The organism is Desulfovibrio sp. SGI.133 (genome assembly GCF_050313955.1).
GTDB lineage: Bacteria > Desulfobacterota > Desulfovibrionia > Desulfovibrionales > Desulfovibrionaceae > Desulfovibrio.
Map to the genome: position 1 here is coordinate 264,590 of NZ_JBNPMK010000002.1, position 23,410 is coordinate 287,999.

General features: G+C 61.4%; 20 protein-coding genes and 1 pseudogene. 1 reads left to right on the forward strand and 20 read right to left on the reverse strand.

Annotated features, from left to right (window positions below):
* Nucleotides 1-1,901: 1,901 nt before the first annotated feature.
* From ACQRBR_RS03925 to ACQRBR_RS03940, 4 genes and pseudogenes are all read right to left on the reverse strand, one after another.
* Nucleotides 1,902-2,072, reverse strand: a pseudogene (locus ACQRBR_RS03925) (HGGxSTG domain-containing protein); the annotation flags it as partial.
* Nucleotides 2,073-2,271: 199 nt separating this feature from the next.
* Nucleotides 2,272-2,601 carry a hypothetical protein gene (locus tag ACQRBR_RS03930; RefSeq protein ID WP_427812359.1) on the reverse strand — a complete coding sequence of 110 codons (330 nt, stop codon included), beginning with the start codon at nt 2,599-2,601 and terminating at the stop codon, nt 2,272-2,274.
* Between the two features lie 226 nt (nt 2,602-2,827).
* Nucleotides 2,828-4,678: an AAA family ATPase gene (locus tag ACQRBR_RS03935; protein WP_427812360.1), complete on the reverse strand. Its 1,851-nt coding sequence runs from the start codon at nt 4,676-4,678 to the stop codon at nt 2,828-2,830.
* Nucleotides 4,679-4,839: 161 nt separating this feature from the next.
* Complete coding sequence (locus tag ACQRBR_RS03940) at nt 4,840-5,061, reverse strand: helix-turn-helix domain-containing protein (RefSeq protein WP_278900502.1); 222 nt, start codon at nt 5,059-5,061, stop codon at nt 4,840-4,842.
* On the opposite strand from ACQRBR_RS03940, the gene ACQRBR_RS03945 reads away from it, so the two are divergent.
* Nucleotides 5,060-5,305: a hypothetical protein gene (locus ACQRBR_RS03945; RefSeq protein WP_427812361.1), complete on the forward strand. Its 246-nt coding sequence runs from the start codon at nt 5,060-5,062 to the stop codon at nt 5,303-5,305. The genes ACQRBR_RS03940 and ACQRBR_RS03945 overlap by 2 nt on opposite strands.
* A 24-nt stretch (nt 5,306-5,329) precedes the next feature.
* On the opposite strand, the gene ACQRBR_RS03950 is transcribed toward ACQRBR_RS03945, so the two are convergent.
* The 16 genes from ACQRBR_RS03950 to ACQRBR_RS04025 form a co-directional block, all read right to left on the reverse strand.
* On the reverse strand, nt 5,330-6,298 hold the full coding sequence (locus tag ACQRBR_RS03950) for a hypothetical protein (RefSeq protein ID WP_427812362.1): 969 nt from the start codon (nt 6,296-6,298) through the stop codon (nt 5,330-5,332).
* Nucleotides 6,299-6,453: 155 nt separating this feature from the next.
* The gene (locus tag ACQRBR_RS03955) at nt 6,454-6,810 is read right to left on the reverse strand and encodes a helix-turn-helix domain-containing protein (RefSeq protein WP_427812363.1); all 357 of its coding nucleotides are present in this window, start codon (nt 6,808-6,810) and stop codon (nt 6,454-6,456) included.
* A complete protein-coding gene (locus ACQRBR_RS03960) occupies nt 6,779-7,057 on the reverse strand; it encodes a cytotoxic translational repressor of toxin-antitoxin stability system (protein ID WP_427812364.1) in 279 nt (92 codons plus the stop codon). The genes ACQRBR_RS03955 and ACQRBR_RS03960 overlap by 32 nt, the downstream gene beginning before the upstream one ends.
* 219 nt (nt 7,058-7,276) lie before the next feature.
* On the reverse strand, nt 7,277-8,470 hold the full coding sequence (locus ACQRBR_RS03965; protein ID WP_427812365.1) for a tyrosine-type recombinase/integrase: 1,194 nt from the start codon (nt 8,468-8,470) through the stop codon (nt 7,277-7,279).
* Between the two features lie 477 nt (nt 8,471-8,947).
* Complete coding sequence (locus ACQRBR_RS03970; RefSeq protein WP_427812366.1) at nt 8,948-9,364, reverse strand: hypothetical protein; 417 nt, start codon at nt 9,362-9,364, stop codon at nt 8,948-8,950.
* A gap of 295 nt (nt 9,365-9,659) precedes the next feature.
* Nucleotides 9,660-10,055, reverse strand: a complete 396-nt coding sequence (locus ACQRBR_RS03975) for a YbjN domain-containing protein (protein ID WP_427812367.1) — start codon at nt 10,053-10,055, stop codon at nt 9,660-9,662.
* A gap of 396 nt (nt 10,056-10,451) precedes the next feature.
* Nucleotides 10,452-10,850 carry a hypothetical protein gene (locus ACQRBR_RS03980; RefSeq protein ID WP_427812368.1) on the reverse strand — a complete coding sequence of 133 codons (399 nt, stop codon included), beginning with the start codon at nt 10,848-10,850 and terminating at the stop codon, nt 10,452-10,454.
* A gap of 106 nt (nt 10,851-10,956) precedes the next feature.
* Nucleotides 10,957-12,828, reverse strand: a complete 1,872-nt coding sequence (locus ACQRBR_RS03985) for a ThiF family adenylyltransferase (RefSeq protein WP_427812369.1) — start codon at nt 12,826-12,828, stop codon at nt 10,957-10,959.
* A gap of 13 nt (nt 12,829-12,841) precedes the next feature.
* Nucleotides 12,842-13,651, reverse strand: coding sequence for an E2/UBC family protein (locus tag ACQRBR_RS03990; RefSeq protein ID WP_303881140.1), 810 nt, complete (start codon nt 13,649-13,651; stop codon nt 12,842-12,844).
* 86 nt (nt 13,652-13,737) lie between these two features.
* On the reverse strand, nt 13,738-14,340 hold the full coding sequence (locus tag ACQRBR_RS03995; protein ID WP_427812370.1) for an NYN domain-containing protein: 603 nt from the start codon (nt 14,338-14,340) through the stop codon (nt 13,738-13,740).
* A 738-nt stretch (nt 14,341-15,078) separates the two neighbouring features.
* A complete protein-coding gene (locus ACQRBR_RS04000) occupies nt 15,079-15,759 on the reverse strand; it encodes a phosphoribosylaminoimidazolesuccinocarboxamide synthase (RefSeq protein WP_006003800.1) in 681 nt (226 codons plus the stop codon).
* Between the two features lie 452 nt (nt 15,760-16,211).
* Nucleotides 16,212-17,573 (reverse strand): alanine/glycine:cation symporter family protein, encoded by a 1,362-nt coding sequence (locus tag ACQRBR_RS04005; RefSeq protein ID WP_006003804.1) that lies wholly within the window; start codon nt 17,571-17,573, stop codon nt 16,212-16,214.
* Nucleotides 17,574-18,272: 699 nt separating this feature from the next.
* Nucleotides 18,273-18,737: a hypothetical protein gene (locus ACQRBR_RS04010; protein WP_168935431.1), complete on the reverse strand. Its 465-nt coding sequence runs from the start codon at nt 18,735-18,737 to the stop codon at nt 18,273-18,275.
* A gap of 341 nt (nt 18,738-19,078) precedes the next feature.
* Entirely contained in the window at nt 19,079-19,927 is an 849-nt protein-coding gene (gene prmC, locus ACQRBR_RS04015; protein WP_427812371.1) for a peptide chain release factor N(5)-glutamine methyltransferase, read from the reverse strand.
* Between the two features lie 101 nt (nt 19,928-20,028).
* A complete protein-coding gene (gene lon, locus ACQRBR_RS04020; RefSeq protein ID WP_427812487.1) occupies nt 20,029-22,497 on the reverse strand; it encodes an endopeptidase La in 2,469 nt (822 codons plus the stop codon).
* Between the two features lie 56 nt (nt 22,498-22,553).
* Nucleotides 22,554-23,246, reverse strand: coding sequence for a JAB domain-containing protein (locus ACQRBR_RS04025; RefSeq protein ID WP_300705909.1), 693 nt, complete (start codon nt 23,244-23,246; stop codon nt 22,554-22,556).
* Nucleotides 23,247-23,410 lie beyond the last annotated feature (164 nt).

Genomic DNA, 23,410 nt, shown 5'->3' on the forward strand with positions numbered 1-23,410 from the left:
GGGAGGGGGAAAGAGGGGCGGGTTACATCCGGGGAGCGATCCCCGGCTCCGTTGAAGCCAGATCCAGCAGGCCCTGCGCAAGATCAACACGGCGTCACATCCGGGGAGCGATCCCCGGCTCCGTTGAAGCCAGATCCAGCAGGCCCTGCGCAAGATCAACACGGCGTCACATCCGGGGAGCGATCCCCGGCTCCGTTGAAGCCAGTAGACCTGCACGTTGTTGTCGATGACGTTCACGTTACATCCGGGGAGTGATCCTCGGCCCCATTGAAGCGCGCTTGTGGACTACCCCTCTATCACCACGCGGGATCTTACATCCGGGGAGTGATCTCCGGCTCCATTGAAGCTGGAGACCGTCAATCTTGGCGTCCTTGGCGATGCCGTCCTATCCGGGGAGTAGTCCCCAGCTCCATTGAAGCAACTACATCTGTGATTCCGAGGAATCCTTCTGGACGCGTTACATCCGGGGAGTGATCCCCGGCCCCATTGAAGCAACCGACAGGTCTACACCGCTGCCACCGAGGTGGTTGTTACATCCGGGGAGTGATCCCCGGCTCCATTGAAGTATCAAGGCCACCAACCGCGCGGCCGCCTGCGGCGTTACATTCGGGGAGTGTTCTCCGGCCCCATTGAAGCGGTTACCAGAATCGCTATGACGAATACTGGTGGCATGTCCATCCGGGGAGCGATCCTCGGCCCCATTGAAGCCAGTATGAGAACAACAATTCCTATGCATCTAGCGAGTCACATCCGGGGAAAATCCCAGTTCCAATGAAGTCCATATATGAGGATTATTCCAGTATATGGAATGGAAGGATTCTGGGAGATAATTTCCGGCCCCATTGAAGCATGTTGGCGTATTCGTCCAGAATGCCGCCGTTCCAGTCACATCCGGGGAGTGATTCCCGGCTCCATTGAAGCGTTGCCACGGCCACACCTTCACCGAACCGCTACAAGTTACATCCAGGGAGTAATCCCCGGCTCCATTGAAGCATCGTGGACATGGCCTGCGCTGCCGTCACGGTGAAGTTACATCCGAGGAACGATCCTCGGCCCCATTGAAGTTATTTCTACGGTGTGGTGGGCCTGCGCAACTACGGCGTCACATCTGGGGAACTATCCCCGGCCCCATTGAAGCGGATCTGCCTGGGAACGCTACTACCATGACTGGAGTCACATCCGGGGAGCGATCCCCGGCCCCATTGAAGCGACGGCATCGTTGACGGCAAGTATCACGACCAGGAGGTTACATCCGGGGAGTGATCCCCGGCCCCATTGAAGCAGGACAGGCTGGACAACCAGCAGTCTGCCACGGAGTTACATCTGGGGAGTGATCCCCGGCCCCATTGAAGCCTCTTCCGGCCTGACTGCCCGCCGGGCTCGCAGCTCGTTACATCCGGGGAGTGATCCCCGGCCCCATTGAAGCATCAAGGGCCACGCCCCGACGCCTGCCGAGCGCAAGGGTTACATCTGGGGAGTCATCCCCGGCCCCTTGGCAGCGTCAGGCATCCTTCGCCGGTGCCTGACGCTGTTGCGTATCTCTATTCCCCCGGCTGCCTTGCCATGCCGGCAGCACCCGCGTTGACGATACCGTATTCCTCACCGCATGACGGACAGGATTCAGACAGATCATCTTGAACAGATCCAGCGCGTACCGCCTCCAGCTTCGGCCTGGGGAGCGGGGGTACGCTCTTGCAGTTTCCCCTGGTCTCTACGCCAGCGCCATAACTCCCCGGCATGGACGCATGGCTTTTCCCGCCCCGGCATGCCAAAGGGGCCCCTTTCCCGGATTAAAAAAACAGAAGGGCGGCCCCGAAGACCGCCCCTGTCTCACTCCCCCCGGCAGGGATGGTACTGTCCGGCGTGCTTGCCATAGTCAGACTTCAACATTTCTTACCCTCTCATGGGGTTTGCTTTTCTCCATCTGTTTTGCGCTTCCGTTTGGGCCGTTTGCCGTTGGCTGCGGAACGCCGCTTGCCTTTCTCTGTCCTTGGCCCTGTGGACAATCCGCCATGCAGGCAGCACCGGCCATTGCCGTACAGGTCTTTGCGCTTGCAGGGCGTCCCGGCCCTTGTCCTGGCGCCTCATGTCTGGCCCGGCAAGGTGCGACCGGTACGCGGGAAGGATTGTTTCATATATTCCTGAAAGTCTTCCTGCTGCTGACGCAGGAGAGTACGCAACATCTGCTGCAGATTTTTCATGTTTTTCCTGTACTCTCTTTGCTCTGCATACGTCGCGAAGTGGCGATCCGTACCGTGAGCCCTTGTTTTTTCATGGGGCCGAAGTGTGTTTGGCCTCCGTGGTGCTGCCTCTATCCGGAGCGATGCCTCCGCTCTTCCTGTCCAGCCATACCTGTCGGGGCAGATACTCAAGGGCCAAGTCGTGAAGCAGGGCATCCAGATTGTCCCTGGCGTAACACAGGGCCGCTTCCTTCTCGGACAGGAGCAGCCCCGCCGCCGGGTAGAGGACAAGGCCGCTCCCGTCTTCGGCAGGCAGGGCTCCCATCTTGTATGTTTCGTTCAGCTCGTGCAGCACAGGCCAGGGATGGGCCGTTTTCGTGGCCTGTGCGTACGGGCCGTGAGCAGGGCAGGGGTGGGACAAAGTAGGGTCTGCTGTCCCGGAGCATGGGGCAGGGCCTGTCCCGCATTTGTCCCTTGACCTGTCCCGCGCCATTATCCTGCATGCCAGTGTCTTGAGAGAAACCTGTCCCGCTCCTGTCCCGGCGGATGGTCCGGAAAAGGGCTGTGGTACGGGCCGTGTCCCATTGTCCCCACACAAGGGTGTGGGACAGCGGGACAGAGTGGAAACTGTCGTGCTCTGTCCCATATCACCCCCTTTGCGACTTGAGGCCGTGCTGTTTGCAGAGGCGGGCGATGCTGCTTTTTCCCTTGCCGACTTCTTCCGCGATCTCCCGGTAGGTCAGGCCGTCCGCCAGCATCTGTTTGACCTGCTCCAGGAGCGCATCTGTGGCGGGACGGATTTGCCAGCGGCAGCCTTCGACGAGGCAGGCTTCAAAGGGGTCGGCGTCCGCCCCGAAGATGCCTCGGGCCTTGGTCAGGGTGACATCGAAGCGTGCACCCTGCTCCGGCGTGTAGTCCCGGGGACGGCTCAGGCGGATGACCGTGTCCAGCACGTCCTCTTTCGCCACGGTGCCGCGCTGGGAGCCGTTTTTGCTGGAATGGTGGATCAGGAGGACAGCCTTGCCCTGTCGCCGCAGGCCCAGGATCCATTCCTGTACAGGCCGCCAGCTGTCCTCGTCATTGGCGCGTCCTGTTCTGGCCAGCGTCGCAAGGTTGTCGACCACGAGAAAGTCGATATCCGCCAGATAAGGAGCAAGTCGATCCTGCCCTTCCCGGGTGGCCAGATTCGGCATCAGGAAGTCCCCTTGCAGATCCGGGGTCAACAGGCGCAGGAATTCTTCAGGCGGCTCGGTGTCCGCCGCTGCCACAAGGGCCGCGAAACGCTCCTGGACAGAGGCAAGGGGCATCTCTCCGTCAAGATAGAGGGTCCGACGGGGGCGGTCGGCCTTCCAGCCAAAAACGCTCCCGCCCGAGGCCACGGCATAGGCCAGATGGAAGCCTACGAAGGTCTTGCCTGTGCCGCGTTCCGCAAACAGCATGGCAAGGCCCTGTTCCGGGATGATGGGATACAGCACATGACCGCGGGGCGGGATGTCCAGCTCCAGCAGCTGGCGCAGGGACACGATCGTGAGCGGTTGTCCTGTGGCCTGTCCCTTGGGCTCTGGAGTGGCAAGGGCCTGTTTCACCGTCTGGCGTACTGCCTCAAGGCTCCTGGCCCTGTGCAGATCATTGAAGTCCGCCTTTGCGCCGTCCAGGGCAGGGCAGACGGCCAGCTTTGCACCAATGGCCTGAGCGGCTTTGGTAGCCGCATCCACGCCTGGATTCCATGCCTTGCCCTCCTTCATGGTCTCGCAATCGTTGTCAGCGCAGAGGATGATCTCCCTGTCGGGATACTTGTCCCGGGCCATGCGGGCCACGGCCTCAAGGTTTCCCGCATTGAAGGCCACAAGGCAGGCGTGGCCCGTGGCAAGGTGTAGGCTTGCGGCGGTGGCGTATCCTTCCGCTATGAGCAGGGGGCCGTCCTTGGTGCCGTCCTTTGCCGGAATGGGGAAGTAGCCGCTCGCCGTTTTGCCACCCTTCAGAAAGAGCTTGTCCGGCAGGATGCTTTGCAGGCTCACCAGCGTGCCGGAAGCATCCAGCACAGGCAGCAACAGCTCTACAATGCCCTGACATTCCCGCTGCCGGATGCCACCAAGAGCAGGGACACCTTTCCGTTGCAAGTAAGGGTGTGCATCCGGTGCACTTCCCGCTCTTTTCCAGATGGCCCGGGCCAGCTTGGCAGACGCGGCCCAGCGCGTGGCCTGTTCTTCTGCGGCAGCTTTCCGGGCAGCGGCGATGCGTTCCCGCAGGGCCTTGCGCTCGGCAGGGGACAGGTCTTTGGCCGGTCTGGTAGACCGCGATCCTTCATCACCGGTGATCCAGTTCTTCCACCAGCAGCAGGCCGGATCATCCAGGTGGATACGGTAGGCCCCGTCCTTGCCGCGGGGCTTGTCCGTGGTGCCGCAACGGTGCAGCACGCCGTCCGTTTCGAGGTGTTCCACCAGCAGCCCGGCAGCCCGCAAGCTTTCTTCAAAGGCGTTCAGGGTGTCATTACTCATGATCCCTCCTGTATATGGTCGCACTCTGGAAATGATGGTGGATGTGTTGTCCAAGCGGTCTGCGAGCCATGGCGGCAGGCTGTGCGGGAGCGGAGTACAGGGCCTGTCCCTGCAGCAGGTCCCTGTCCGCAAGGTTGTCAAAACCGCGCTGGAGGGACATATCAGGCCTCCTCACGGCGGCGGACGCCCTCCATGCGGGCGAGAAGATAGGCGTCCAGCTCCTGTCGGTCATAGAGGACACGGCGCCCCAGACGGGTGAAGGGGATGTTCAGGGAGCGCGTGACGCGGTCGTTGCAGAGTGTGGAAGGCGAGACGCCAAGATAGGCAGCGGCGGCTTCTGTGGACAGCCAGCGGGAGGGGAGAACGGCATGGGTACGGGGCATGATGGACCTCCTGTTCTTTTTGCCAGATAAAGGATCGGGATGTATCCCGGTACACATCATGCCGCTGTCTTTGAGAAAGAAAAGGCTGGAAAACCAGAATCGTGGATCTGTAAAAATGGAGAAAACCCCGAACACCTTGCAGGACAAGGCGATCGAGGTTCGAGATTTTTTTGCCGGGGGAAAATGGGAGCTTCCGGAAGATAAATGCCCGTTCCTGACGTATGAGTTTATGGAAAATAGCTAACAGTTCCGGAGTGTTCAGGTTTTTTCATATTTTTTTCTTGCGCCCTATGCCGTGCTTGTAACTATCCGGCAGGGCCTTCCAGACGAGCTTTTCCACCTCCGTGAGGTAGCGGGGACACGTGCGTGCCAGCGCTGTGGTGAACTCGTCCCTGATCCAGTCCGTTTTTGTCCCCTGCATGATGGAGACCAGCAGTTCGCATACGGCTGCCATATTGTCCCGCCAGCGCTGGGCATCGACAGGTCCCTGTTCCTCCAGGACAGCTATCTGCCGGTCTTTTGTCCTGAGCAGGTCTTCCAGTTCTGTTATCCGTATATCCCGTGCGTTGAGCTGCTCTTCCAGTGCAAGGATCCGGGCCTCTTTTTCCTGCGGACTGGCCGTTGCGCTGCCGGTTGTGCCGGGCAGTGCCGCGGGAGCGATTTGCAGGAGCTGTCTGTGCTCTTTCTGCCATTCTTTCCAGTCGAGGATGTGGAAGGTGAGGCGCGCATCCTTCAGGTCTTTCAGAGAGAAATACGCTTGGCCCAGATTGAGAGGGTTTTGGCGATTCTGCCTGAAGGCTTCTTCCCATGACGAAATGGGGCCTCGTCCGCTGTTCAGGAGGTCAATGAAGGTCATGGGGCTCATGCCCAGCCACTGGCGTACGACTTCGGCAGGGATGCGTTCTCCGTATTCCTGCACGAGGGGATCCCCAGGCTGAACAGGTTCCCACAGCAGTTCGGGATGGGCCTGTTCATAGGCTGCCACATCTTCAGGGCGCAGGAAGATGCCTTCCGTATCATATAGATGATGGAGCAGATCGATGCAGCGGAGGCTGTCGAGCTGCAGGCAAAAATAAACCGTCATGCCATCCGCGGGACGTATGCGACTTTCCTGTAGGTAGAAGAAGGGGATCTTTTCCGCCTGGGCGACGGTCTGCAAAAAATCGGCCTCTTTGTGCCAGCGCCGCAGGACATCATCGACAGCCTCGATCTGTTCAAGCAGGACATATCCGCTCACGGTGCCTCCTTCCTTTTACAGACTTTCTTGGGATGTCCCCGGCAGGGCGGCAAGGGAGGCCGCCGCAGCAGTATGGTCCATGATGTCATGCCGGGCCGGAGAAAGATCAGATCATGACGGCATGCGGTAGCGTCGCGCCGGCCAGCAGGACGGCCTCAGACCGCCAGCAACAGGCGTGGTTCGATGCCCAGGGCCTCGCCCAGCAGGCGGGCGTTCTTCTTGCCGATGGGGCGCTTGCCGTTCTCCATCTCGCTGATGTGGCGGCGGGGGATGCCTGTCTTTTCCGCCAGCTGCACCTGGGTCAGGCCTTCCCGGTAGCGGGCGCCGGAAAGCAGCACACCGGGCATGGCCTCCGCCGTGTAGCCCAGCGCTTCCCGCCACGGCGTGCTGTCATGCGTGGGCGACAGGCCCAGGCTCCGCATGGTGCGCAACACTTCCTCGATCCTGTCCGGGGGGACGGCGAACGACAGCATGACCGCTTCAGTACGGGGCGCGTTCGTGTGTTCCTGCATAGGTCACCTCAACGAGTTGGATACCGTCCGGGGATTCTTCCCAGACAGCGACATAGGTGGGCCGCCCCTTTTTCAGATGACAATGGTGGCGGCGGGGACCGAGCTTGCCGTAATTGGGCCAGTTGCCGCGGATGGGCCCGGCTGTTTCGATCTCGAGCATCAGCAGGGCCAAGACGCGCCGGATCTTCTCCGGGAGCTTGTCTATGCCCTTGCGCGCGGAATTTTTGACAGTGACAGTCCAGCTCATGGACTCCCCTCACTCTCTATTTTGTACTATTTTGTAGTACGGTGCAAGCAGGTCTTTCTGCGCCCGCCCCGGATGCCCCGCTTCCTGGGCGCGATGCCGCGGACGGGGCCGCCTGTCAGCCCATATGGGGACAGGACAGGCCCCACTCGCCCCGGATGCCCCGCTGTGCCGACCTGTTCCGGCTTTCCGGGACATAAGAGGCGGTACGCGGAGAAGGCGTTATCTCGTTGTTTTTCCAGAGGGCAGGATCATGCCCGCACTCAGGTCCTTCTGTATCTGCCGTGCTGTTTCTTCCGCTGCACGGGCCACGGGATTTTCTGCCACATGGGCATAGCGGGCCGTGGTTGCAGCCTGACTATGGCCCAGCATCTTGCCAATGATGGGCAAGGCCTGGCCGCTATTGGCCGCGTATGAGGCGAAGGCATGGCGCAGGTCGTGGATGCGCCAGCCCGGGAGACCGGCATGGACGAGGAGGCGCCGCCACGGATCTTTGATGTTCACGATGTGGCCCCGCTCGTATTTGCCGGGGAAACAGTATTCATTGATGCGGGGAAGGGCATCCAGCACCTCCCGGGCCGCCGCAGGGAGGTGGATGGTCTTGGCGCCGGTCTTGCTGTCCGGCAGATGGGCAAGGCCATGCTCCATATCGAGATAGCTCCATTTGAGCGTCGTCACTTCGCCGGAGCGGGCACCGGTGAACAAAAGAACCTTGAACACCGCCGCGACGACGGGAGACAGATCGCCGCATGCTTCCATGCGGGCAATGCTCGCTCCAAGGGCTTCCACCTCCTGACGGCCCATGAAGACCGTCCGTTTTTGTTCCTTGTAACGCTCAAGACCAAAGGTGGGATTGCTCCCCCTGTCCCGATAGCCTGTGATTTCGCACCAGTTGAAGAATTTGGAGAGCAGGGCCAGTACCCGGTTGGCCTGGTAGGGGGTAGCCTGCAATTTGTGGTGGAGCCTGCTCACATGCCGGGCCGTGACTTCCGTGATCTTGAGCCGGCCGAGTTCGGGCAGGATATGCCTCTCCGCCTGCTGCCTGTAGTTGCGTACGGTACCGGGCTTGAGTTTGGGCTCTACATGCTCGGTAAAGAACTGCTCCAGGACAGCTGCCAGGGAGCGGGTACCTTTTTCTTCCCGCAAGGTCGCAGCAGGATCTTCGCCCAGCGTGATCTGGGCGAGCTTTTCCCTGGCCAGCGCCCGGGCCTGATCCGCAGTGACGGCCGGGAAGGCCCCCAGGGCAAGGCGGCGCTTAGTAGCGGCGCGCCCCTTGCCGGCACGGTACATGAGATAGAAGGTCTTCTCCCCGGTGACGCCGACGCGCACCAGAAAGCCCGGCAACAGATCATCCCGTACCTCATATCGCTTGCCTGTGACAGCCAGTCCTTCAACAGATCGTTTTGTCAGCTTCATCGCAGCCTCCATGCCTGCTGATCCTTTCCCGGTCGCCCGCTGATTTTCTCTTTGGGGTTCCACAAAAACGGGAATAGCATGGAATCATGGCTAACTCAATAAAACATTAACATATTGAAAATATGTATAAATAAAAAATGACGTAATTCGATGTAACGTAAACCGTCTGATTTGTAATCTGCAGGTTATGGGTTCAAGCCCCTTCACCAGCTCCAGGAAAAAGCAAAAAGCCCTTACGGAAATCTCCGTGAGGGCTTTTTTGTTTTGGGGGCCACGAGGAGCCCTGTGCGGATTTTTGCCGAAGCGGAAAACTATTTTTAAAATCTCTTAAAATACGTTGGGGAAATATTTTTCGCAACTTATCCGTGCGGTCGGGGAGGCCACGCTATGCGTATCTGCAGGAATACGTTGAGAGAAGCAATTCTCGGCTCCATGCAGCCGGAGGCTACCGGGCCGGTCCCGGTATGAGCGCTGCTATCAGTTCGCGTGAGGAAGCAGGGGCGCAGCTCTCTCCACAGCATCTACCAGTATGGTAGCGGCCTCGCAAAGACTGTCGACAGAGCGTGTGGTGCAGCGGCTGAGGAGATCGGCATCAGCAAAGCATTCGATGGTCATGCGTATGAGATAGCCTTCTTCGTCCTGCCGGAGCAGCAGGCATTTCACCCCTTTCAGGACGTACTGGATGAAATTGCACCCCTGGAGCAGGACAGTTTGAGACCCCTCGTCGGCATGGATCTGGACATCGAGGAAAAAAGTAACGAAGGCCGGATCCTGCTCCAGAACGGTGGCATAGACCGGTCCATTCCGGGCTTCAAAAACGATATCGCCGTCGTCATCGATTCGGGCATTGTAGCCTTGGGCCAGAAGGATCTGTTGGAACTGTGCGGTCGTCATGGAACGTTCCTCCTGCTGCTGAAGGGGGAGCCGACGTCAGGAGCGGAACGCTCCGTGGCGTCAACACGTTTTGGGCCGTTCGGAGTGGCAAAGACCAGCCCTGCGGAAAGTGTTATCCGTGCGCTGTGTGACCGGGGCAAAGTCTGCCCCGGCATTCTTGAGCGACTTCCGCGTGAAGCAGGGCGAAGGAAGGGGGACGACAGAAAGCGGTACCAATAAAGAAGACCGCGGCACCGCTCCCGTCTCTTTCGGTCAGCCGCCTGTCCGGAACAGGCGGCTGGGGAGAGCATCAGTCCTATTCGTCGTTGGTGATGCTTTTCTGCACCGAGTGGGCAGCCGTACAAAGGATGTCGATACAGCGTGTGGCGCAGCGCGAAAGGACATCCATGTCCGTGAACTGTTCCACGGAAAGGCGGATCAGGAATCCATCCTCGTCGCTGCGGAGCAGCATGGACTTCACGCATTTCAGCTTGCGCTGGGCATGATTGGCAGCCTGGAGCAGCGCGGCTTTGGACGTTTCTCCGGCATCGATGTAGAGGTCGAGAAAGAAACGCATGAAGTCGGGGTCATCCTCTTGGGCAGAGGCAAAGACATGCCTTCCCTGTGCCTTGAAGACGATGTCGCCGTCGTCGTCGAGGCGGGGCAGGTAACCTTCGGCCTGGAGGAGCTGGAAAATTTGTTCGATAGTCATGAAAGTCTCCTCGTGTTGGATGTTTAAAGAGAGGTCCGCATGATTCTTCGGCGAGAGGCGGGCAGCCGGGCGTACCGGAGCTGGTCGGCGTCTTTTTCACGCCCGGAGAGATTTTCCCCGGGCTTCGTTCGCCGGGACAGAGGAGAGAGGGCTGTCCCGGCGGGCGGAGCAAGGGGAGCATAGCAGCGGCCGCCCGTGGCGCGGTCTGTGCCGCATGTCTCCCGCCTTCATGAGGTTGTTCGGCGCTGGTGGCGGAATTTCCACGGAGCTGGAAAAATTTTTGCAAAAAGGGAGAGGCAGAGTCGGAGGCCTGGGGTGATGCGACAGGGCGCGAAGGGGCGGCATCGTTCCGGCCTTGCCCCTTGCCCATCTGTCCTGGTCCGACGGCTGGGGGCCTTAGCCCTGCCCGTTGCTGGCTACGGCGTCATCGACCACGTTGGCAGCCGTGCAGAGGATGTCGATGCAGCGTGTGGCGCAGCGCGAAAGGACATCCATATCCGTGAAGAGTTCCACGGAGAAGCGGACAACGAAGCCTTCTTCATTGCTGCGGAGCAGCATGGCCTTCACGCATTTCAGCTTGCGCTGGACGTGATTGGCGGCCTGGAGCAGGACGGATTCGGACGTTTCCCCGGCATCGATGTAGAGATCGAGGAAAAAGCGCATGAAGTCGGGGTCATTCTCTTGGGCAGAGGCAAAGACATGCCTGCCTTGCGCCTTGAAGACGACGTCGCCGTCGTCGAGACGGGGCAGATAGCCTTCGGCCTGGAGGAGCTGGAGAATCTGTTCGATAGTCATGGAAGTACCCTGGTGTTGGATGGTTAGAAGGAGGGCCCGCAAGGGCCCTCAACAGGGGGAAGGACGTGACGGATCTCAGGATGTGTGTGCCGCGGCGCCGGAAGGATCAGTCCCGGAGGTCCCCGGACGGAGCGTCATCAGCGCGCAGGAGGCTGGGAAAGTCACGGTGGGGGGCCGCTGTCCCTCCGGATGCGGGCACGGCATCCGGTACGTCTTCGTCCATCGCCTCATCCGCATTCGCGAACATGCCGGGCCCTTCTTCCGCTTCCTGCCGGTCTTCCTGCGGGCAGGCGTCCATGCCCGTGCCTCCTGCCGCGCGGGGGATGCCGTCATCCCCGTTGTCTGCCAGTTGGGAGACTTCCTCTCCGCCGGGCTCCGTGCCCTGCCGGGAGGATGCCTCTTCCGCGTCCTCCTCCTCATCATCCCTGCTCAGGTCCCGTCCGCAGGAGAAGCAGTGCCAGGGCAGGTCCGCCAGGCTGTCCCAGTCCGCATACATGCGGCCTCCGTTATGGCTTTCGTACACGGTGATGGGCTCATGGGCCGCGTCTTCACGGTACTGGTCCATGAGGGCCTGCACGGTTTGGGCGGCCACCACGGCGTTGAGAGGCATGACGGCGGGTTCCTTCACGTCCATGCCCTGGACGTAGCCCCGCTCCACGAGCCCCTGCCGCACTGCCGGATCGGGATGGCTCTCGGCGGCCACCCTGGCGGGCGCGATGCGTCCCAGGCAGCCCAGGCAGAAGCCGTCGCCGTAGCGGATGACGATGACCTCGCCGCTTTGGTCCGTGATGTGCGGCCGGCCCGCATCGTCCTTTTCCACGCTGATGTTCACCCCGGCGGAGATGAGCGGCACGGCGTACTTGAGGCAGGTCTGCTGCACCGTATGGCGGCTGCTGTGGCTGTCCGTGGAAAGGAGCACCCAGTCGGCGGCGGCCATGAGGCTTTCTGCTTCCGGGCTGTCCACCCGCTGTTGCAGGGCCGTGACTTCGATGCCGGGGCGGATGCGCTCCAGATGACGTGCGATGACCTCCACCTTGGGCTTGCCCACGTCCTCGTGGTAGCCGCCCGCGAAGCGGTTCAGGTTGGTGACCTCGAGCAGATCATCATCGATGAGTCCGATGCGGGTGAAACCGGAGCGCGCCAGCATTTCGGCCAGGACGGAGCCGATGCCCCCTGCCCCTGCCAGGACGATGCGCTGGTCGGCGGTCATGCGGCGCAGCGTGTCCACTCCAAGGGCCAGCTCGGCCCGTGCCAGCATCTCGCAAGGCACGGCACTGGTCTGGAACCCTTCGCAGGGGATGGTCTCCAGGGCGGCCTGCGCCTTGACGCGAGCCGGGGTGCAGATGGCGGCACCATCCGCCATATGCCAGAGACGGGCCGAGCAGGAGGTGGTCCCGAGCACGATGCTGGCGTAGTGGATGCGCTCGTCCACCTCCTCGGTGAGGCAGCGGCAGAAGGTACGCTCGTCCTCGTCATCCACCCCGGAAAAGTGCCCCCGGGCCGCAAAGGGATGGGTGTGCACGTCCACGATGCAGTCCACGTCGGGGCGGGCCTGCACCTCGGCCAGTACCGAGGCGATGAAGGCACGCGAGGGGCGGACATGGAAGCGCGCGGAGGATTCGATATCTCCCTTACCAGGCAGCTGGGCCTCCTCCACCACCAGGATAACCTGGCCTGCCGGGCTTTGTTCGCGCCGCGCCAGCAGCAGGGCAAAGTGCTCTTCGCGGGTGTCGCTCAGCAGCGAGTCGTGCAGGTAGCGGAGCAGGCCCTGGGGAAAGCGGATCTCGGGGACGGGCCAGGACGTGCCGTGCGTGTCCGGTGCGGGCGCATCCGTCATTCCGGCGGGTACTGTAGTGGATGCGGCCTGGGCCCGGTCTTCGCAGGAAGACGGAGCACAGGGGGGAGTCACATCAGCGGCTGCGCTTCTAGTGTCGGCGAGTGCCGCGGTAGGAAAATCGGGGGGGATGATGTTCTCCATGAGGTCTCCTCGATTAGTCGTTGGAAGCAAGGACTTCGTTGATCAGCGTCAGGTACGTCCAGAGACTGTCGCCATCCCGCCAGCCGTTGCGGGAATTCAGGGGCGCGGGCTGCCATCCTCCGGGGGTGATGTAGCAGCAGTACCAGTCCCATTCCTTCAGCAGAGGGGCGCTGCTGGCGTTGTGGTAGGTCCGGCCGAACTTGTGCCCGTGGGGAGAGGGCAGGTTGCTGGGCAGGTAGAAGCCGATGGGCGGCAGCGCAGGGTAGTCCCGGGGAAAGTTGATCAGCAGGGGCGTCGTGGCCTGGCTCCAGCCCCGGGGCAGGCGGAACTGAGGAAAGACGACCCAGTTCGCGTTCTCCTCGTCAAAGCTCACCGGGCTCTTGAAGTAGTTGCGGGCCACGTCGATGACCTGCTCGGTGATGATCTGGCGGGAGGTGGGGGTGCGGCGTCCTTCGAAGATGCCCTGGGGCGTGGAGATGGGCGCCTGGGCCTGCGGGCGCTGGCCCAGGCCGATGAAGTCGAAGAAGCCGCCCTTGGTGCGCTCGGGCATGGTCTTGATCTTCACCGGACGGCCATACTTGTCCTTGAGCTCGTGGGGAGCGTAGTGGCGGCGCGGATCGATCTTCTGGACATAACCGCCAGAGACCTTGACCACGCGGCGGCCGTAGGAGTTGCCGATCTGATTGATGATTTCCTGTCCGGAAAGGCCTGCGCCGCAGGCCACGCGGCGGCCGTTGATGATGACGAAGTCTTCGGTGCAGGGCTGCTGGTACTGGGGCTGGGCCTGAGTCTGAGTGAACGCGTTAGCGGAAGGAATGTTCATGAGCACTTCTCCAAAGTTCAGGGTGATAGGCGGGGCCAGCTGCGGACAGGCCCCGGGGCATAAGGATACGGTTGCAGGCGGTGCCGCTACACAGGCCTGCGCAAAAAGGCATAATCAGCGTTGTTGAGATACGGATTCGTCCCTGTGTGGCCTGCTTGGTGCGGGAAGGGGGCCCCTTGATGCACGGGGGAGTCAGGCGTCCGTTGCAGGAATTGGCGGCCGCATTCGGCATACCAGTAGTCGAGGTCGATGAAGCCGCTGGATTCGTTCCTGACTTCGCGGGAGGCCGCCCGCTGAAAGGCCGCCACCTCGATGCGCACGCCGCGCTGGCGCATGAAGCGAATGAGCGGTAGAAAATCGCCGTCGCCGGAGCAGAGCACCAGGATGTCGGGGCGTATGATCTCGGCGCACTGAATCATGTCGATGGTCATCTCCACATCCACGTTGGCCTTGTAGGACGTGCCCGCGGGCTTGCCCATCTTGGTATGGACCATCCAGCCACTTTGCTGCAGGTGATTGATGAGGCCGTCACGTCCCTGGGGGAGGCGGGGATCCACCGGCACATAGGCGTAGGCTTCCTGCAGATAACGGCCTTCGCCGAGGTAGCGGTGCAGGGCTTTGTAATCCACACGTCCGGGGGCGGACGCTTCGATGTTGGCCAGATCGAGGAAGACTGTGACTCGTTCCATGAGCACTCCTGGGTAAGAGGGTGATGGGGCGTAGCATGGGATTCCGGCCCGGTGCATGTAGGAGCCCCGAAAGGGAAGGCGCTTACGATCGTGGCCTGTGCCGCGTATCTCCTGCCTTCATGAATCTGTTCGGCACTGTCGCCAGCTTTTTCACGCTCTGAGGAAAATTTTTTCTTTTCCCTGTGCTCCAGCCGCTGTGGCAGGGAACAACCTGCCGTGTCAGCGGCCGGAGCAGGGGGAGCATCGCGGCCGTGCCCGTGGCGTGGTCTGTGCCGCGTGTCTCCCGCCTTCATCAATTTGTTCGGCACTGTCGCCGTCTTTTTCACGCTCTGGGGAAGATTTTTTCTTTTCCCTGTGCTCCAGCCGCTGTGACAGGGAACGACCTGTCGTGTCAGCGGCCGGAGCAGGGGGAGCATCGCGGCCGTGCCCGTGGCGTGGTCTGTGCCGCGTATCTCCCGCCTTCATGAATCTGGTCGGCACTGTCACCGTCTTTTTCACGCTCTGGGGGAAAAAATTTGCAAAAAAAGAGGAAGGATTGGGGCGAGGAAGGAGGCTGGGGGCCCGACGTATGCCCATTATGCCGGGCCTGCAGGAAGCAGAGGGGGGACTCTGCCTGTACGCCGGTCGGAAGAAAGAGCCGGGCGCAAAAAAAGCCCGGTACGGAGCATTCCATACCGGGCGAGCCTTGCAGGCGGATGCCGTCAGCCCGTCAGGCCGCGGCGGGGAGGTCCTTGCCGATTAGGCAAAGAACATCTTGGACAGGGTCATGGGATCGATGTACTTGCCGTCCTTGTAGACGCGCATGTTGCCGGAGGCGATCTCGTCGATGAGGATGACCTTGCCGTCGGCGTCATAGCCGTATTCGAACTTGATGTCGTACAGGACCAGGCCCTTTTCCTTCAGGTCGTCGGCCACGATCTGGGTGATCTTCTGGGTCATGTCCTTGATGTCGTCGTACTGCTTGTCGGTCATCACGCCCAGGGCCACCAGGGCGTCCTTGGTGACTAGGGGATCGCCCAGGGCATCGTTCTTGAAGGTGGTTTCCACATAGGCGGGCAGGTCGGCACCTTCTTCGATGTAATCACCGTAACGGCGGATGAAGCTGCCCACGGCCTTGTGGCGGCAGATCACTTCCAGGCCCTTGCCGAAGGGCTTGGCAGGCAGGACTTCCATGGTGGTGTCGGCCAGGTTGGCGCTCACATAGTGGGTCTTGATGCCGGCGGCATTGATCTTTTCGAAGAAGTAGATGGACATGCGCAGGTTCACGTCGCCCACGCCGTCGATGGTCAGGCCCACGGAGTTCTCGCCGGGATCGAAAACGCCGTCCTTGCCGGTGCAGTCATCTTTGAACTTCAGCAGATAGTTGCCGTTTTCCAGGGCATAGACGTTCTTCGTTTTGCCAGTGTAGATGAGCTCCATTTTCGATACCTCCGTGAAGCTATGGTGGGAGAAAAATTTTGCTTCGGCCCGGCAGGGCCGGTCAGAATCAAAAAATGTCCGGTATGCATATAATTATTATAGTGTGAAATCAAGCAGGGAATATAGGGGATATTTTTTACTGCATAAAGGCAATACATTCGGAAAAAGAATGAGTAAATTTTTTATTTTTTATCTAATTTTATAAAAATATCCTGTGCGATGGATGAAAAAAAATTCCATAAATGGCATTATTATGTAGTGTTACATTTGTTTTTTCTGTTTTTTGTTGCAGTATGTTGAAAGCATGATGGCTGCATCGGGACCACGCTTTGATTCCCGTACGCTTTTTTCCCTGATGCATGGCCCTGCGGCTGTCTGCGAGGCCTTGAAAAAAAATGAAAAAAGTCCCCTGGCCACGATGGTCAGGGGACTTTTTGTTTCAGGCAGGGACCCTACTTGTTGTCAGCCAGGTTGGCCTGTTCGAATTCGTCCAGGGCCTTGCTCACGACCTTGGCCAGACCGATGAGGGCGATAAGGTTGGGGAAGGCCATGAGGCCGTTGAACATGTCGGCCAGTTCCCACACCAGGTTAACCTGCAGCAGGGAACCCATGACGATGAAGCACATCACCACCACGCGGTAGGGGGTCACGCCGCGGGTACCGAACAGGTACTTGACGTTCTGCTCACCGAAGAAATACCAGCCCACGATGGTGGAGAAGGCGAAGAACAGCAGGCAGATGGCCACGAACTTGATACCAAAGGCACCCAGACCGGTGGAGAAGGCCTTCTGGGTCAGGGCGATACCGGTGGTGGTACCGTCCAGGGCGCCGGTGACGAAGATGACCAGAGCGGTCATGTTGAGCACGACGAAGGTATCGATGAACACGCTGACGATACCCATCAGGCCCTGCTGGGCGGGGTACTGCACCTTGGCCACGGCATGGGCGTGAGGCGTGGAACCCATACCGGCTTCGTTGGAGAACAGGCCGCGGGCCACACCGTAGCGGATGGCTTCCTTGACACCGGCACCGATGATACCGCCGGTGGCGGCCGAAGGATCGAAGGCGCCCACAAAGATCATCTTGAAGGCGGGGATGATCTGGTCGGCATTGCTGAGGACCACGAACAGGCCACCGATGACATACAGCAGGGCCATGAGGGGCACCATCTTTTCGGTCACGGCAGCGATACGGCCGATACCGCCGAAGAAGACGAAGGCACCGCAGGCGGCGATGATCAGGCCCATGACCAGGGGCGGCACGTCAAAAGCGGTCTTGAAGGCGTCGGCGATGGAGTTGGACTGCACCATGTTGCCGATGCAACCCAGGGCGATGATGATGGAGACCGAGAAGAACACGGCCAGCTTGTGGCTGCCGAGACCTTTGGAAATGTAGTAGGCGGGGCCGCCGGTGATGTGACCGGCGTCGTCGCGGGTGCGGTAGACCTGGGCCAGCACGGCTTCGGCAAAGATGGTGGCCATGCCGAAGAAGGCGGCGATCCACATCCAGAAGATGGCGCCGGGACCACCCATGGCGATGGCGGTGGCGGCACCGGCCAGGTTACCGGTACCCACCTGGGCGGCGATGGCGGTGGCCACGGACTGGAAGGAGCTCATGCCGTGCTTGTCGGCGCGTTTGCCCTTCAGGGAAAGGTCACCGAAGAGCATGCGCACGGCCTGTCCGAACTTGCGGACCTGGATGAACTTCAGCCGGATGGTGAAGTATATGCCCACACCACACAGCAGCGGGATAAGGCAGTACATGCCCCAGATGAAGCTGTTGATGTTGGAGACAAGTTTCGTCAATTCTTCCATGGTTTCCCCCTCAGGCTATCCGGCCTGCATGTCATCCGGCAGGAGAACCCCGTGTCCGTCCGTCGTCTGGCAAGGCATGTCGAATATGGAATGATGGTGTCATGTTCCCGGCAACCTTCGCGAGATTCATGTATGGATGAATGATCTGCATCCATACAGGGGCAAAAAAACAGCGCGTCTTTTTCCCGCTTTGGGATGGGCCCGGTCCGGATGCCGGTATGCTTGTGCCCGGCGGGCAGAGGCGCTGTCGTTGTTCGCTATGGTTGTCGTCAATTTATCTATGCATGTACGACATTAAACCGTAACGCGAAAAATGTCCATGCCGGAATTAATTGAGAATCATTTCCCAAGCATCCGTGGAGAGCAAAAAATATGCGGATGCCGGCTTGTTGGCTGCCGTTTCTGAAAAAAGCCCTGCCCCGGGATGAGGGGTGGAAGCGTCCTTGCTTTTGCGGTCCGGAGAGGGACATGCAGCCCGCCAGAGACGGGAAAGACCGGGATCAGGGGCCGGAAGGGCGCGTGCCCCGGCAGTGGCGGACGCCGTAAAGAAGAGCGCCGTCAGGGAAGGCATGCCAGGGCAGGGGGAGGCGGACAGGGCTGGCAGATCCCGGTGATGGAAAAGGCTGACCTGCATCCCGAAAAGGAAAATCAGCAAAGGAAAAATAAAAAGGGACCGCACGGCTGCAGTCCCCAAGGGCATCAGTCCTCGTCCCGGACGCTGCTGCGGCGTCTGCGGCGGGGCTTTTCTTCTTCCACTTCCTCGGGAAGATCGGGCGTGGAGAGCTGTTCCCGGATGCGGTCGCGCTCTTCCCGGGGCTTGGCCACCAGGCGCAACTGCTTGACCAGCACCTTGCCGATGACCAGCACTTCTTCCACATCGGCCAGCTGTTCGAAGTCCGGGGCATCGGGGCTGAAATCTTCGGGAGCGTCCCGCAGTTCTCCAGAAGTCATCCTGAAAATATACATGACGTGCCTCCGTGGCAGCAGTTTTGAGTTTTTCGTATCCAGCTGGACAAAGGGCGATGTGCGCAACAGGGCCAGCCGTTCTTCCGTCATGGCGCGACAGGGGAAATGCCGGCAGGCCAGACAGGCCAGCAGGGGCCGCTGATGCCCCTTGAGCGGGCAGCGGATGGCTTTTTCCGTGGGGTCTGCGTATCTTCCCATGACGAACACCTTTGCCTTGCTATAGCAAAGAGTGCCTTCCGGGCCTAGCCGGGAAGAGGGAAATTTTTTTCGCCGTGCCCGGCCTCGGCGCGCGACGTGCCCGGCGGAAGATACGGAGTGCCGGAAGGCTGCCCGTCCTTTCCGTACAGGATCGCTGCAGGGGAGAGGAGCCGAAAAAATTTTATCAAGATGCGTACAGCTCACGGGCGGCACACATCGCAGGCCTCGTTAGCGGCGGCGACGGCGTGAGCAGCTAGGGGAGCCGTGGTGCCCCTGGGCAGTTCCCTGCCAATGCGGGAGGGCAGGGACTCCCCTGTCCTTATGGATCTTCTTCCGGCGGATCAGCCCCGGCGGGCCCAGGTGCAGCGGTCCAGACCGGCCAGATCCTGTTCGGTGCGGGGCGCGCTGTAACCGGCCTCCATCAGCAGACGGCGCACGGCCTCGCCTTGGCGGTAGCCGTGTTCCATGGCGATGAGCCCGCCCGGTTTCAGGGCCTGCTGTCCGGCACGGATGACGGCGTGCAGGTGGCGCAGACCGTCCTGCTCGGAAAAGAGCGCGCTGTGCGGCTCGTGATGCAGGACTTCCGCCATGACCTCGGCTTCTTCCGCGGCGGCGATATAGGGCGGGTTGCTGACCAGCACGTCCAGCCCGCCCGGCAACAGCGGCGGCGTGAACATGTCCCCCTGCACCAGGGCCAGACGGTCCGCGGCCTGCAGACTGCGGATGTTGCGGGCGGCCACGGGCAGGGCCCCGGCGCTGTATTCCAGCAGCAGGCCCCGGCCGCGCGGCAGCTCCAGGGCCAGAGTGATACCGATGCAGCCCGTGCCCGTACCCAGATCCGCAAAGCGTACTTCCCCGTGTCCTTCGCATTCCCGCAGCACGATCTCCAGCAGCAGTTCGGTCTCCGGCCGGGGGATGAGGGTCTGCGGGCTGACCTCGAAATCGCGGCCGAAGAACTCGCGCCGCCCGGTGATGTGGGCCAGCGGTTCACCGGCACAGCGGCGGGCGGTCAGAGCACGGATGGCGGCGGCAGCCTCTTCCGTCACAGGGGAGGGCATGGCCAGCATCAGGCCGATGCGGTCAAGGTGCAGCACATGGCCTGCCAGCAGGCGGGCCTCCAGCGCGGGGGCATCCGTGCCTGCGGCATGCAGGTCGCGGGTCAGCGAGGTCAGCAGTTCCTGAAGGGTCATATCCTTGTCCTGTGTGCGGCTGGGCAAAGCAAAAAGGCCCGGGGCAACGCCATGTCGTCCCGGGCCATCCGCGTCACCACCTTGCAGGGGCGACGGCAGCGTTATTTCTTTTCCGTGGCCGGAGCGGCTTTCTTGGCACGCGCGGCCGTCTTTTTGACAGGCTCGAAAGCCAGCGCCAGCACATCGTCATAGGTGTGGGCGGGGTGGACCTTGATCTTTTTCAGCAGTTCCTTGGGAACCTCTTCCAGATCCTTGACGTTCTGGCTGGGGATGATGACATGCTTGAGCCCGCGCGCCACACCGGCCAGGATCTTTTCCTTGATGCCGCCCACGGGCAGCACCCGGCCCTGCAGGGTGATCTCGCCGGTCATGCAGGTATCGGCCCGCACGATGCGGCCGCTCAGGGCCGAGATCAGGGCCGAGGTCAGCGTGACACCGGCGGAGGGGCCGTCCTTGGGCACGGCACCGGCAGGCACATGGATGTGGATGTCCTGCGTATCGCTGAAGTCCGCGTCGATGCCCAGGCTGTCGGCCCGGCTGCGGATGTAGCTCATGGCGATGCGGGCGCTTTCCTTCATGACGTCGCCCAGCTGGCCCGTAAGCTGCAGATTGCCCTTGCCCTTCATGCAGGCGCATTCGATGGTCAGCACTTCGCCGCCGGCCGGGGTCCAGGCCAGGCCCAGAGCCATGCCGGGCATGAGGCGCTTGTCCTTCTCGTCTTCGATGAAGCGCGGCGCGCCCAGCAGTTTTTCCACCACGGCGCTGTCCACGGTGAAGCTGCCCTTCTTGCCTTCGGCACGCTGGCGGGCCAGCTTGCGGCAGATGGAGCCCAACTCCCGTTCCAGGTTGCGCAGGCCGGCTTCGCGGGTATAGCCGCGGATGACGGCGGTAAGGGCGGTATCATCCATGATGACGTCACCTTCACGCAGGCCGTTTTCCGTCACCTTCTTGGGCAGCAGATGGCGTTTGGCGATCTCCACCTTTTCCTGCATGGTGTAGCCGGGCAGGCTGATGACCTCCATGCGGTCGCGCAGGGGAGCCGGGATGGTCTCCAGATGGTTGGCCGTGCACAGGAACATGACCTTGGAAAGGTCGAAGGGCACGTTCAGATAGTGGTCGCTGAAGGTATGGTTCTGTTCGGGGTCCAGCACTTCCAGCAGAGCGGAGGAGGGGTCGCCCCGGAAATCGGAACCCAGCTTGTCCACTTCGTCCAGCACGATGACCGGGTTGCGGGTCCCGGCCTGCTTGATGGCCTGGATGATGCGGCCGGGCATGGCGCCGATATAGGTGCGGCGGTGGCCGCGGATCTCGGCCTCGTCATGCATGCCGCCCAGGGACAGGCGCTGGAAATGACGGCCCAGGGCCCGCGCGATGGAGCGGCCCAGCGAGGTCTTGCCCACGCCTGGAGGGCCGGCGAAGCAGAGGATGGGCCCCTTGGACTGGGGATTGAGCTTGCGCACGCTGAGGAATTCCAGGATGCGGTCCTTGATCTTGTCCAGACCGTAGTGGTCCTCATCCAGGATGGCCTTGGCATGGGCGATGTCCAGACGGTCGCGGGAAAGCTTCTTCCACGGCAGTTCCACCAGCCAGTCCAGATAGGTGCGCACCACGTTGGCCTCGGAGGAGTCGGCGTGCATGCCGGACAGGCGGCGCAACTGCTTGTCGGCTTCCTTGCGCACGTCCTTGGGCAGACCGGCCTTGTCCAGGGCCTTGCGCAGCTCGTCCAGCTCTTCTTCGCCTTCGGAGGCCGCATCGCCCAGCTCGTGACGGATGGCCTTGATCTGTTCGCGCAGGAAGTATTCCTTTTGCGCCTTGTCCATACCTTCGCGGGCCGTGCTCTGGATGTGGGCCTGCATGGTGGCCACTTCCACCTCGCGTTCGAGCTGGATGTTGACCAGCATCAGGCGTTCCACAGGGTTCACGGCTTCGAGGATGCGCTGGGCCTCGGCGGTCTTCATGCGCAGGTTGGCGGCGATGAGGTCGGCCAGACGGCCCGGTTCCTCCACGCCCTGGAGCACGGCCAGGATGTCCGGGGAGGCCACGCCGCGCAGCTGGAGCACCTTTTCGCTCTGCTCGCGGGCGGAGCGCAGCAGGGCTTCTATCTTGGCGTCGCGCGGGGGCGTCTCTTCCTGCAGGACGGTGATGCGGGCTTCCAGATAGGGCTCCACACGGTGGTAGCCTTCCACCTTGGCCCGGCTGGCGCCCTGCACCAGGATCTTGATGCGGCCGTCGGGCATCTTGAGCATGCGCATGACCTGCACCACCGTACCGGCAGTGTAGAGGTCATTGGGGCCGGGATCTTCGGTGGATTCTTCTTTCTGGGTGCAGACCAGCAGGTGGCGGCCCTTCTTGAGGGCCGCCTCCACGGCTTTGACGGATTTTTCGCGACCGATGAACAGCGGCAGGATCATGTAGTTGAACACTACGACATCCCGAACGGGCAGCACCGGCAGCAGGTCGGAAATCTGCTGTTCGCCGGGGGCCGACGCCTGTTCGTCGCCGCTCGTCCCCTGGTCCTGTCCGGCGGCATCCACCGCCTGGCTCAGGGCATCCTGCAACTGGGACAGCATGTCCTCCAGCGGATGGTCGTTCTTTTTCTGATCAGACATATATACTCCCGGACTGCTTACAGGTGTCTGCACTGGCAGATGCTGTAGCAGCCATTATCGGTGACGATCACATGGTCCAGAAAACGCAGCCCCATGTTGACGGCCAGCTCCCGCACGGTATTGGTGAAGATGAGGTCGGGCTGGGAGGGCCGGGTCTGGCCGCCCGGATGGTTGTGCACCAGGATGATGCCGCTGGCCTTGTAGCGCAGGGCAGGCTCCAGTACATCGCGGGGCAGCAGGGGGACGCTTTCCACATTGCCCTGGCGCAGGCGTTCCCAGGCCACGAGGCGGTTGCCCGCATTGACCATGGCCAGCCAGCATTCTTCCTGCTGGCTGCCGGCCAGACGGGCCCGGGCCATCTCGGCCACGGCCTGGGGCGTTGCCACTTCCACCCCCTGCAACAGGGGCGCGGCCGCATGGCGGGCCAGCACTTCGTGCAGCACCTGCCACATGGAGAGCAGGCCGGGGCCGAAACCCGGCACGGCCAGCAGCTGTTCCGGCGGAGCGTCCAGCACACCGCGGATATTGTGGAAACGCAGCAGCAGTTCCCGGGCCAGCGGTTTGGTATCCTTGCGCGGCTGCCCGTAGCCCAGCAACAGTTCCAGGATCTCATAATCGGCCACGGCCAGAGGCTCGCGAGCCAGTCGCTGACGCAGGCGGCTGCGGTGGCCGCTATGGGGAGAGGCAGAGGATACAGGCATTGCGGTCATAAGGTAAGATGCTTTTTGGCAAGCGCAAGGGGCAGAAAAGAGATTCATTGAGGGGAGGGGGAGCCCTCATCTCTGTTGTCGATGCCCGTAAAGCTCCTTCGTCGCCAACGGGCACGGCCTGCGGTCGCCTTCGGTCGCTCCGACGCGCGCTTTACTGGAAACCA